The sequence below is a fragment of the Ruminococcus sp. AF17-1AC genome (genome assembly GCF_003461385.1).
Classification (GTDB): Bacteria; Bacillota; Clostridia; order Oscillospirales; family Ruminococcaceae; genus Hominimerdicola; species Hominimerdicola aceti.
Genome location: NZ_QTWZ01000020.1, coordinates 25632 through 37966 on the forward strand (window position 1 = coordinate 25632; position 12335 = coordinate 37966).

Below are 12335 nucleotides of genomic sequence, written 5' to 3' on the forward strand. Positions count from 1 at the left end.
TAAATTCTGATTAAAAGTGCGGCAGTAAAAAAGCTGCCGCATAATTTATGTAAAAAGGAAGTCGAAGCATGGAGAAAAAACAAGACAGCGGACTTAGCTGCTTTATGATAGTTATGAAGTTTCACGGTATACCTATCACAAAAGAGCAGGCTGAAACGCTATCAGTTCTTGATCCCGAGCAGAAAACCGGAGAAATAGAAATAATAGAATCCGCAAAGAAATTGAAAATGCGGGCAAAGCTTTGTAAGCTGAATTTAAAAAAGCTGAAGGACGTAAAGGCGCCGATTATTGCAAAGGATAAAAACGACGTATTCTTTATTGTCGCAAAATCTCAAGGCAATAAATTCATGGTCTTGTTTACGGACAAAACCCAGCCGGAGATAAAATCCCGCGAGGAATTATCTGAAATCTGGGATGGCACAGCGATCCTTGTTACAAAAAAAGGAATAATGGACAGAGAAGCGGTATTCAGCTTCAAGTGGTTTATACCCACGATACTGAAATTCAAAAAGGAATTTATACAGGTACTGATAGCCGTATTTACAATACAGATTTTAGGAATCCTTACTCCCGTTATGACTCAGGTCGTTGTGGATAAGGTTTTAGTCCATAGAAGTATGTCGACGCTTAACGTGCTTGCAATCGGTATCGCAATTGTATATATATACGAGCTGATTCTGTCCCTTGCCAAAAACTATGTGTTTACCCATACGACAAACAGAATAGATGTTATGCTCAGCTTCAAGCTGTTTCGGCATTTGTTCGCACTTCCCTTGAAATACTTTGAATCAAGACGAGTCGGCGAAACGGTGGCGAGAGTAAGAGAGCTTGACAGTATCAGAAATTTTCTGACAGGCACTCCGCTTTCCTCAATGATAGATTTTATTTTCATAATCGTATACATAGTAGTATTGTTTTTCTACAGCAAAATGCTGACAGTTATCGTCCTCTGTTCTATACCCGTTTACGCAGTACTTTCGGCCATCGTTACTCCCCTTTTCAAAAAAAGACTGGACGAAAAGTTTGAAACGGGAGCGAACACTCAGTCTTTTTTGGTTGAATCCATAACGGGAGTGCAGACCGTAAAATCCTATGCCTTAGAGCCAAAGTTCGAGAAAAAATGGGGCGATTTGCAATCCGATTACGTAAAGGCAAGCTACAAAACCTCTATGGTTTCCGCAACCGCCGGAACGACCGGACAGTTTATTCAGAAGGTATTCGACCTGTTGATTCTGTTTTTCGGCGCAAAAGCGGTAATGGACGGTAATTTTACAGTGGGGCAGCTTGTGGCGTTTCGAATGCTTTCCGGCAGAGTAAGCGGTCCTGTTTTAAGACTGGTACAGCTTTGGCAGGAATATCAGCAGGCGTCGCTTTCAGTAAAAAGAATCGGCGATATTTTTAATACAGCCCCTGAACCGATTCTAAACGCAAATCAGACTGCTATGCCCGGCGTTCAGGGTAAAATTATATTCGATCAGGTGCATTTCAGATACAATCCGCAGGGCGGAGAGGTTATAAAGGGAATGAGCTTTGAAATAGAGCCTGACACTATTGTAGGAGTCGTAGGCAGAAGCGGTTCGGGAAAGAGCACCATTTCAAAGCTGATTCAAAGACTTTATTTGCCGGAGGGCGGTAAAATATCCATAGACGGAATGGATATTTCACTTGTGAATCCCGCAATGCTCAGAAAGCAGATCGGAGTAGTATTGCAGGAAAACTTTATGTTCAACGGGACCGTAGCGGAAAATATTTCAATTCACTGCTCAACAGCAAGTATGGAGCAAATCATTCATTCTGCAAAAATAGCGGGCGCGCATGATTTTATCCTTGAACTTCCTAACGGCTATGAAACGATTATCGGCGAAAAGGGCATGGGACTTTCCGGAGGTCAGAAGCAAAGAGTCGCTATTGCGAGAGCAATACTTAACAATCCCAGAATACTTATATTTGACGAGGCTACGTCTGCTCTTGACTATGAATCTGAAAGCATTATCCAGAATAATCTCAAGGAAATATGCAAAGGAAGAACAGTGCTTATTATTGCTCACAGGCTTTCAACGTTAAAGGACGCGCAGAAAATCATGGTGATTGATAAGGGCAATCTTGTGGAATACGATACTCATGAGAATCTGATGAAACGTGAAGGGCTGTATCATTATTTGTATAACCAGCAGAAAAGGGGCGATATTGATGAATAATAAGCTGACGGAATACGTATTGAAGCACAGCAAAAGCAAGGATAAGGAGCTGAAGTATGATTTTATGCCGTCCTTGCTTGAAATTATTGAACGCCCTGCCCATAAAGCGGGAACGGTAATAATTCTCGGAGTTTTTACGCTTCTGATCGCGGCAGTCATTTGGGCTTGCCTTTCGAAAATAGACGTGGTAGTTACTGCCGGCGGAAGCGTTCAGCCATCAGGAAATGTAAACGTGGTGCAGGCCTATTCAGGCGGAACAGTAAAGTCAATAAACGCTGCCGAAGGAGAATATGTGAAAAAGGGAGACGTTCTGATAGAGCTTGATACGGAATCCCTTGATATTGATACAAACCAGCTTAACAGTCAGAAAGAAATTCTTGAAGCACAGCGGAAAATATATACAAAGATTAAAAACGGCGACGATATTTCAAAGGTTAAAATTGAAGATTACGAAGCTGAGCTTAAACCGTATATTCAGTCAATTATGGATGCAGACGCAAGCTATAATAACACTCTTGACAGTCTTAAGAAGGATAAGGAAAACGCCGATTTAAATCATCAGATTTCACAGCTGCAGCTTGAGGAATACGAAGAAAGCGGAACACGCCGTCAGGTTGAAATGCAGGAGCTTATAGTAAAGCAGAACGAGCTTGCGCTAAAACAGTCGGAAACGAAAATCAAGGATACAAAAATCCAGTACAGCGCACAGATCAATTCAAAGCTTTCGGAGATAAGCGGTCAACTTGACGAAATAGAAACCAGCCTTGAAAAATACGCCTTGTCTAAGGATTATCAGTATATAACGGCGCCTGTAAGTGGATATATAAACAACGTAAATGTGAACACCGTCGGAGCGGCGGTAACGAACGCACAGGAGCTTGTAACGATAGTACCTGATAATATGCCTGTTGAAATGGTGTGCTATGTAAAGAATATGGATATTGCCGACATAGAAATCGGAATGGAAGCGGAAATCAAGCTGGAGGCGTACCCGTATAACAAGTACGGAACGGTAAAGGGAAAGGTGAAATATATCAGTCCCAACGCGTTTGTCAGCGAGCAGACGGGTAGCGTTTATCTTGTGAAGCTTGAAATTACAGATAAAAATGATGAGATAGATGTGATTTCAGGATTATCCGGAAGCGTGGAAATAAAGACGGATAAGAGAACGGTTATGGATTACTTCTTAGAGCCTATTAAAAAAGGCTTCGGGGAAGCTCTGAGGGAGAAATAGTTTTGAAATTGACACCTCCCCCCTATCACAGTGAAACGGGAAAGTTAATAAGGAAAAGGCATATATATAAATACAAAGAGAAAAGTATAGTAATTTAAAACGGAACGTGTAATGGAATGACCCCAAAAAGTTAGACAAAGTTTAAAAAGTATATTTATGCAAAGCGACTAAGAGAAATCTTGGTCGCTTTTGTTATGCGGCTTTGAGCCTGAACTCCACCGGTGACATACCATCAAGCTTAAGCTTGATGCGTTTTGTGTTGTACCATTCGATATACTCGTGAAGTTCTTTGATGAAATGCTCAATGCTCGTAAATTCTTGCAGATAAAGTAATTCTGTCTTTAACAAGCTGAAGAAGTTTTCGGCACAAGCATTGACCCTCTGAAAAAAAGTCTGTAAAAAGTCAGTCAACTGTAGTAAAATAGAAATAACACAGGAGGCTGATTTTTTATGGGAAGAAGAAAAAGAGAACCAATGAGCGAAGGAAAAAAGAACATCATCGGAATGCTGCTCGAGGAGTATGATATCAGGACAGCAAAGGATATAGAAGATGCTCTGAAAGATCTTCTTGGCGGCACAATACAGGAAATGCTTGAATCTGAAATGGATGAGCATCTCGGATATGGCGCTTATGAGCGTTCTGACAATCCGGACTACCGAAATGGAAAGAAAACCAAGAAAATACGCGGGAACTTCGGAGAAACAGAAATTGAAGTGCCACAGGATCGTGATGGAACATTTGAACCCAAAGTCGTAAAGAAGCGTCAGAAGGATATTTCGGGAATAGAGCAGAAGATCATTTCACTGTACGCAAAGGGCATGACACTCGCCAAATAAGCGAAACTATCGAAGATATTTACGGATTTGAAGTCAGCGATGGTATGGTATCCTATATCACAGACCGTCTCCTTCCGCAGATAGAAGAGTGGCAGAAACGTCCTCTTGACGAGGTTTATCCCATTGTATTTATTGATGCTGTACATTTTTCTGTACAAGAAAACAGACAGATAAAAAAGCTTGCAGCATATGTAATCCTTGCAGTAAGCTTGACAGGTCACAAAGAAGTGCTGTCCATACATATCGGTGAAAACGAGAGTGCAAAATACTGGCTTGGCGTTCTTAACGAGCTGAAAAACCGCGGTGTAAAGGACATTCTTGTCATCTGTGCAGACGGACTTACAGGCATGAAAGAAGCCGTATCAACGGCATTTCCGCAGGCTGAGCTTCAGCGATTATCCCAATGCTATGAAAAGCTGGTACAAGAATTGGGACGTCATATCGCCGATTTTTAAGTTTTCAGCGGAGGTCAGAAAGGTCATTTACACCACCAATGCGATTGAGAGCCTTAACAGCGGATACTGCCGTCTAAATAAACAGAGAAGCGTATTTCCGAGCGATACGGTGCTTTTAAAGGCACTGTATCTTGCAACTCATGAAATAGCGAAAAAATGGACTATGCCGCTGAGAAACTGGGGTAGAGTTCTGGGAGAGCTTGAAATCATGTATCCCGACAGGCTCGGCTGAGCGAGCCACTGAACATCAGCCTGATGGAATGGAGCGCAGCGCAATGGAATCAGGCTGATGTTCAAAAAGAACCTTGACAAATTGCAGTATGCATTGTATACTGTAAAAAATTAGAGTGGCAAATTTTATGCCACTACCAACTAACGTTTTTATCACAGTTGATTAATTTACAGAGATTTTTTCGCAGAGCCCAAGCAATTGTCAAGACAATTTCCTTTGCGTGACATACTCTGCCTTATCCCTTTATCTTTAAGCATTTTCTGATAATGCCTGTGCTGATATTGCCAACCTTGGTCTGAATGAAGTATCAGATTTGTATTGTCAGGTATTTTTGCAAATGCCTTTTCAAGCATATCTGTAACCTGATTCAAATTCGGATGATAGCTCAGATTGTAGGACACAATCTCACCATTAAACAAATCCAAAATAGGTGAAAGATACAGCTTAGTGCCGAACAAAGCAAACTCGGTTACATCGGTAACCCACTTCTGATTAGGCTTGTCTGCTTTGAAATCACGTTCAAGAAGATTAGGAGCAATTCTTCCGACTTCACCTCTGAATGAGTTGTACTTCTTCATTCTGACACGGCAGAATATTCCCATTTTACGCATCAAACGCTGTACTGTCTTGTGGTTGACAACATATTTTTTTCTCAATTCATTTGTTATTCTGCGATAACCGTAACGACCTTTGCTTTTATCATAAATTCTGCGAATTTCAGACTTTATTTCTGCGTATTTGTCCGGTTTTGGATTATCAAATTGTTTGCTGTAATAGTAGTAGGTGCTGCGAGGTATTTCGGCATATCTATGAGCAGACCTACCTTGTGTTCATGCCTCAGTTCCCATATCACTTGTGCTTTTTCTCTTGCCGTACCCTCTCGGCAACCAAGGTATTCAATTTTTTTAAGTATGCATTTTCTGCACGAAGTCGCTGCACTTCGGCAATTAAATCCTCTTCTACCTTTTTGTCAAGTTTTGGCTTTCTGCCTTTCTGTGTTCCACCGGCTGCACAGGCTCTGCCACGTCGTTCAACATAGAATCCTTCTTTTCCTTCTTCAAGGTAGATTCTTTCCCAAGAGGTTACTCTGCTATGTGGCACATCAAACTGTCTTGCCACTTCTCTTTAACTCAGTTTTTCCTTACGCATAGTTTCTACAACCATTATTTTAAATTCCGGTGTGTATCTCTTGTTTGGCTTTCCTTTTGGCATAAAAATGCCCCCTTTCGTCAGACTTTTTATTGGTATACTTCTATTATACCACATTGTCTAACAAAAGGGGAGCATTTCATAAAAGCGTTCCGCTTTTTTGTCTGCAAATTTATTAGTTGTTTTACTCTGCTGTTTATGGTAAAATAGAAATGCAGAAAATGGGCTCCAAAAATGCAGAACAGGAGCTCGCAAAAGGGCTTCAAAAATACACAACAGGGGTGTTCATTCTATGCGCAAACCGAGCCTCCACTCATTAATCTTGTGCTGATTGGGCTATGCACTTTTTCGAGCCCCTTTTATGCACTTTCTGCTTGACAAACACAAATGGAACGATAAAATATGTAAAGTAATAATGAAAAAGATAATCTCTACGCTGATATAATAGTGTTTGTCAGCAGAAAAAGAGTAATGATTGACGATATTTATGGGATAATTTTGAGGTGACGTATGAATAAGCTTCTGGCATTGCTCCAAATCCTTATCAAACAAACAGACGAAAATCACAAGCTGACAACAAATCAGCTTATTGAAAAGCTTGCAGAACAAGGCATATCAGCTCACAGAAATACGATTCCTGCAGACATCAGGAAGTTAAGAGATGCAGGCTATGATATTACCTGCGATAAAAGCACACAGAATAAGTATTTTATCGGCAGCAGAGGACTGGAATCCGCAGAGATAAAAATGCTCTGCGACGCTGTAAATGCAGCACAGTTCATCTCGGAGGAAAAGTCCTCAGAGCTTATAGACAAGCTGTTTTCTCAGCTAAGCGTTTATCAAAAGGACGAGATTAAAAACATAATTCAGCAGCCGAGCGAAAATAAAGCGGATAATAAAAGCATATATTTTGCCGATACAATTAACACAGCCATTACGCAGTGCAGAAAAATCCGTTTTCAGTATTATGAATATAACGAAAAAAGGGAAAAGGTTTTAAAACATAATGGATATACATATACGGTCAGCCCTTATGCTGCCGTGTGGAACGACGACAGGTACTATCTTGTAGGTTACTGTGAAAAGCATAAGGACATAACGGTTTTCCGAATAGACAGAATAGCGGATATATCACTTACGGAAAGCATTGCAATACCCTGTCCGAAGGACTTTGTGCTGAAAGATTTTATTGCTCAGACCTTTAAAATGTTCAGCGGAGAACCCATGACTGTGACTCTGAAATGCAAAAACAAACATATGAAAGCAATAATAGATAAGTTCGGCGATGATATAGAAACAAATAAAGCCGATAAACAATTCTTCACTGTAAAAGTAAAAATTGAGCTGAGTCCTACATTCTATGCGTGGGTGTTCCAGTATCAGGGAAAATATGTATACAATTTCCACAAGAAGCAGTTGACCAATTTGTGCAAATGGGAGAAAGTGTGTTTGAGGTGCATAAGTAATTGTGCACCTCGTTTTTTTGCTATTGACATCAAAATTCAAAGGCGTTATAATATATACATAACCGAAACGAACGTTACAGTTAGAAAGAGGCGCATAAAAATGCAGCACAAGAATGCGGAGTATTTTAAAAGGATCATAGCCTTTATAGACGATTATGCGGTAAATAACGGCTCATCCCCAAGCGTAAGGGAAATATCAAACGGCGTAGGGCTATCTACAGCTACCGTCAGCCGCTATATGCAGAAAATGAAAGCAAACGGTGAGCTGGACTATGACGGTCATCGAAGTATTGTGACAAAACGTCAGAAACAAACGCTTGCCGAAACCGTTGAGATTCCCATACTAGGTTCTGTCTCCTGCGGAGTTCCTAAGTTTGCAGAAGAAAATATTGAAGAATACGTAAGACTGCCGGTTTCTCTGTTTGGCAGAGGTGATTTTTTTCTGCTCCGAGCCAACGGCGATTCCATGATAGAGGCAGGAATAGATTACGGAGATCTGGTGCTGATCCGTCGGCAGAACTATGCCGATTCAGGCGATATAGTAGTCGCTCTTATGGACGATGAAGCTACGCTCAAACGCTTTTACCCCGAACCGGAAAATCAAAGAATACGTCTGCACCCCGAAAACAGCGAAATGGATGATATCTATGTGGATAACTGTATCATTCAGGGAGTAGCAGTCAAGGTTATAAAAGATCTAGAATAATTACAAGGAGACCAGCTATGAAAAGTCAATAGAAAAAGAAGAAGATTAACAGAAAGTTCAAAAGGGGCAAAAAGGATGTCCACCCTAAAAAGATAAAGGCGAAAAATTTAAACGAGAGCGAAAGTAATATTATCATTAAGGAGCTTAAAGATAACCCTCACAAGCTTGTGAGCGGTATGTCCCAAAGCAGAATAATGAGAATTGCCCTGAGCTACTTTAGAATCATAATAACGCTTGAATGTGTCGTTGTTTAAAGAAACGTTCCACGCTGCATTTATGAGAGCATAGCGGAGTATCTTTGAACCGCGCTTGGACATTCTTGTACGCTTTGCGTTGAACTTGCCCGACTGATTGATGACAGGGTCAAGTCCTGCATAAGCAAGCAACTTTGAAGAATCAGAAAAGCGTTTAATGTCACCGATTTCGCCAAGTATCATAGCACCATTGAGCTTACCAATACCCGGAACGGTCATGATAACCGAATCAAGCTCGTCCATAGCTGTTTCAATAACCGTTTCAAGCTCATTTAACTGGCTTTCAATTAACTCAATCTGAGCAATGGTTTGGGTTATTTGAATAGATATGTAGGTGTTCTTCACACCAACGGACGATTTTGCAAGACTTTTGAGGGACTCAGCGTCCTGCTTACCGAAGCGACCTCTGGAAGCTTTGGTAAGAATGTTACTTAGTTTTGTTAAGTGTAAAGCAGCAATGTCGTCCGGTGAAGAATACACCTTAAGAAGCTCATAACAGGATTTGATGTGCAGACCGGATTTAAAGAAGTACTGAAGCTCCGGAAAGATAACATCAACGTAAGAAGTGAGCTGAATTTTAAGTCGTGCTTTGGACTTTTTCAGATTCTGACGAAAACGGCAGAGGGACTTTAGCTTTAAGGTTTTGATGTCGTTTTCAGTATAACGTCTGAATGAGTTGACCATCAATGTTTTGCAGATAAGCAAAGAATCCACCTTGTCGGTTTTAGTCTTGCGAATGCCTGTTTTACGCATAGCGGCGGTCTGAACTGGATTGATGACAGCAAGCTCATATCCGCAGCCGTGCAGAAAAAAGATAACATTTTCTGCATAGTGTGCAGTTGATTCAAGCCCGATGAGAAGATTTGATTTGTCGAGTGAATCAAGCTTTGATTTAAGGAGCTTAAAGCCTTCGTGGTTGTTTGAAAAAGAAAAGGGTTCAATAACAATAACGCCGTCCGAATCAACTGCTGCGGCAACGTGAGTTTCCTTTGCAATATCAATTCCAACATAAATCATAAGTTTTACCTACCTTGTAAAATTATTGGTACTGTTTTCGTGCCACTTAGTTTTATTCCCGTAAACTTGCGTGAGATTAAAATTCTTTGACTTATCCAGCTATAAACATTGTAAATAAAACTGTGGCTTTACACTCCTTATAGTAGTCGAGCTACAGAAAAAATCAAAAGTCCACAGCATCTGTTTTATTATACCACATTTTTGGAAAGGAGAGTATGATTTAGGCTTTACTATATCATACAAGGAGAGTATGATTTAGGCTTTACTATATCATACAAGAAAGTAATGCAAAAAATACGAATAATTGACGCGGACGAATCGGGAGGTAATAATACGTTCGCTCGTCTTCAACGTTGGTACTGCCCCAACTGCGGAGAATTAGCCACAGGATATCCAAACAGGAATAACATAACAAAAGTTGAATGCAAACGCTGTCATATAACAATGCTGAGAAAGTCGAAAGGCAGGCATCACGATATCATTGAGATGTTTGAATATGTCAGCGAGTGTTAAAATAAAATACGGTATGTAGACGGTAAGGTCGGGCTGAAACAGCGCCGCGTTTAAATCCTTTATCAGGGTCGCATACTTTGATTACCGATCGGTTTATCCAAACATATCGACTAACGTCGATTAACATGAGAGGCCGTCGGCAGGATAGATTCCGCAAGGAGTCTGTCTTGTCGACGGCTTTTTTTATTAAATAAATATTCAACGCCTGATATGCATTAGGGCGAGGATACAAAATATGGTCGTTTTGCAAAAAATGCAAAACAGCATATTCAGTACCCTTTCTTTAGTGCGCCTTTTTTCAGGTAAACGGAGTCTGTGTGCTGAATACAGACTCCGTTTTTTGTGTCCTCAGACCGAAGTATCGGGAGAAAGGACAAATATGTTTTTAACTTCAAAATGGCTGTGTCTGACAGCTAAGTACCCGTAAGCCTTCGTTTTGATAAAAACCTTATATATCAAAAACGGAGGAATTACAATGAAAACAAAATATTTTGAATACAACAGAAACGGCGGAAGTGAAAAGTATTCCGAATTTACTGAAGCTGAGTATCTCAAAGCGAAGGAGGATGAAAACCGTTGGTTTATCAGCTTTGGCGACAGCGTTCTGGAATGCGAGGAAAGCCAGTATTCGGATCACTTTTCCAAGAAGGATCATGGTGAGTATACGCAAAAGGATAGGAACTGGAAGAAGGTTATTCCGGTTTCGTTGGAGCAGTATACATACGGCGGAAATTACGAGCAGAGAATTATCAAGGACAGTACAGTTGTTCCGCTTGAGGAGCGCATCTTAGAGCAGTTAGGCTTGGAGCATGACTTGGTAAAGCTCAAAAAGGTCATGAAAAAACTCAAACCATACGAACGTGAAATTATTTATCAGATTTTCTGGATGAATAAAAGTCAGAATGAACTTGCCAAGGAATATGACATTACCAGACAAACAATGCACGAAAAAGTACATCGAATTTTGGTGAAAGTGCTGAAATTATTTGAAAACGAAAAATAAATCCCTTACAAACCTCAATTTCGTTGCCAGTAAGTAGTGAAGGGAAAAATCGATGAGAATAATTCGGAGAATTTTCCCGACAGCATCTTGACAACAGAATAGCAACTCTGCAAGTACGTTAATCACACGGCCGGTATGAAATCTCGGCAGCCAAATGTGATGTCCGCCATGACCTTGAAAAAGCGAGCGATAAAGACAAGTCACAGACCTTTGGACAGCATCCAAAGTCGGCGATGAAACGTGTGAGGATAATGATACTTCCCAGTGAGGGCTAAGAGAGCGGGTGAGAGTCCCATGATGCGGTTACGCTGACCGCAGCTTGCAGAGTTCCGGGCGTGACGGGTATCGGGGATAAATATCATGCAAAGGCAAAACGAATTATTACGGCGGTTTGCGTAAAATGCAGATCGCCGTTTTTACATAATATTTAAACTATTTCAGAGGTGAAATACAATGGAAAATATAAAGGAAAAACTAATGAATACAGAAAGATTTTATGGTATCAGAATTCCTCCTGATATATGTATTCTGCCTACATATCATCCATGCTGTGGCTGTGTGTGGTATGACAGGAATACAGACGTACTGTTCTGTCCGTTTCATAGCTGCGTGAGATACAAAAAAGGCTTTGAAGTTCCAAAGAAAAAGGTGAATGAAAATGCTGATTAAACGTGGAGATATATTTTATGCAGACCTGAATCCTGTGGTCGGCTCGGAGCAAGGCGGCATTCGTCCTGTTTTGGTGGTGCAGAATGACGTAGGAAACAGACATAGTCCTACAGTAATCGTTGTGCCGATATCGTCTGTAAGAAAAAAGAATTTGCCTGTGCATATTCAGATAAGATGTTCAGAACTGCCAAAAAATTCAACAGTTCTTGCGGAGCAGATACGAACGATAGACAGATACCGACTGAAAAGTTACGTGGGTTCAGTTGATTTTGAACTTATGGAAAAAGTAGAAAAAGCGATGAAAATAAGTATAGGAGTTGATTTTGATGACTAAATTCGGACAGGCAGAATACAGCGATTTTATGGCAAAAGTATTTGCCGATAAACTGGATAAAATTCTTGAACAAGACGAAAAACAGAGTTTCAACAGCAAAAATACAGAGGATATATACAGTCAGTTTCCGTCTTCAAGGGACGCAGCATAAGGAGGTTCAGAAATGGTAGGATTTATTATTGGATTGCTTGCAGGCGGTACAGCGGGAGTATTCACAATGTGTCTCTGTACTGCGGCAAAGCAGGCAGATGAAAATATGTCAAATTCG

General features: G+C 40.6%; 10 protein-coding genes and 3 pseudogenes. 9 read left to right on the forward strand and 4 right to left on the reverse strand.

The genetic code is table 11. The features are described from left to right. The first annotated feature begins 68 nt into the window (after window positions 1-68). Window positions 69-2198 carry a type I secretion system permease/ATPase gene (locus DWW81_RS11270; RefSeq protein ID WP_117897893.1) on the forward strand — a complete coding sequence of 710 codons (2130 nt, stop codon included), beginning with the start codon at window positions 69-71 and terminating at the stop codon, window positions 2196-2198. Beyond that, a complete protein-coding gene (locus DWW81_RS11275) occupies window positions 2191-3432 on the forward strand; it encodes an HlyD family efflux transporter periplasmic adaptor subunit (protein ID WP_117897896.1) in 1242 nt (413 codons plus the stop codon). Before DWW81_RS11270 ends, DWW81_RS11275 begins: the two co-directional genes overlap by 8 nt. Before the next feature lie 192 nt (window positions 3433-3624). Here DWW81_RS11275 and DWW81_RS13310 read toward each other — a convergent pair. Next, window positions 3625-3807 (reverse strand): annotated as a pseudogene (locus DWW81_RS13310) (IS3 family transposase); the annotation flags it as partial. Between the two features lie 75 nt (window positions 3808-3882). On the opposite strand from DWW81_RS13310, the pseudogene DWW81_RS11285 reads away from it, so the two are divergent. Further along, window positions 3883-4956 (forward strand): annotated as a pseudogene (locus tag DWW81_RS11285) (IS256 family transposase). A gap of 167 nt (window positions 4957-5123) precedes the next feature. Here DWW81_RS11285 and DWW81_RS11290 read toward each other — a convergent pair. Both DWW81_RS11290 and DWW81_RS11295 read right to left on the reverse strand, forming a co-directional pair. Then, a pseudogene (locus tag DWW81_RS11290) lies at window positions 5124-5759 on the reverse strand (IS3 family transposase); the annotation flags it as partial. Window positions 5760-5805: 46 nt separating this feature from the next. Beyond that, window positions 5806-6075, reverse strand: a complete 270-nt coding sequence (locus tag DWW81_RS11295) for a helix-turn-helix domain-containing protein (RefSeq protein WP_117897900.1) — start codon at window positions 6073-6075, stop codon at window positions 5806-5808. Between the two features lie 540 nt (window positions 6076-6615). Between DWW81_RS11295 and lexA the strand changes: the two genes are divergently transcribed. Next, entirely contained in the window at window positions 6616-8277 is a 1662-nt protein-coding gene (lexA, locus tag DWW81_RS11300; RefSeq protein WP_117897903.1) for a transcriptional repressor LexA, read from the forward strand. 107 nt (window positions 8278-8384) lie between these two features. Here lexA and DWW81_RS11305 read toward each other — a convergent pair whose 3' ends face one another. Beyond that, window positions 8385-9548: an IS110 family transposase gene (locus tag DWW81_RS11305; protein WP_117897905.1), complete on the reverse strand. Its 1164-nt coding sequence runs from the start codon at window positions 9546-9548 to the stop codon at window positions 8385-8387. 988 nt (window positions 9549-10536) lie between these two features. Here DWW81_RS11305 and DWW81_RS11315 point away from each other — a divergent pair. From DWW81_RS11315 to DWW81_RS11330, 5 genes are all read left to right on the forward strand, one after another. After that, a complete protein-coding gene (locus tag DWW81_RS11315; RefSeq protein WP_117897908.1) occupies window positions 10537-11064 on the forward strand; it encodes a sigma factor-like helix-turn-helix DNA-binding protein in 528 nt (175 codons plus the stop codon). Between the two features lie 453 nt (window positions 11065-11517). After that, window positions 11518-11733 (forward strand): hypothetical protein, encoded by a 216-nt coding sequence (locus DWW81_RS11320; protein WP_117897911.1) that lies wholly within the window; start codon window positions 11518-11520, stop codon window positions 11731-11733. After that, window positions 11723-12067 (forward strand): type II toxin-antitoxin system PemK/MazF family toxin, encoded by a 345-nt coding sequence (locus tag DWW81_RS11325; RefSeq protein ID WP_117878252.1) that lies wholly within the window; start codon window positions 11723-11725, stop codon window positions 12065-12067. The genes DWW81_RS11320 and DWW81_RS11325 overlap by 11 nt, the downstream gene beginning before the upstream one ends. Further along, window positions 12060-12218, forward strand: a complete 159-nt coding sequence (locus DWW81_RS13315) for a hypothetical protein (RefSeq protein WP_022126950.1) — start codon at window positions 12060-12062, stop codon at window positions 12216-12218. Before DWW81_RS11325 ends, DWW81_RS13315 begins: the two co-directional genes overlap by 8 nt. 12 nt (window positions 12219-12230) lie before the next feature. Continuing rightward, window positions 12231-12335: DUF3789 domain-containing protein (locus DWW81_RS11330; protein ID WP_147338995.1), on the forward strand; the 105-nt coding region annotated here is incomplete at its 3' end.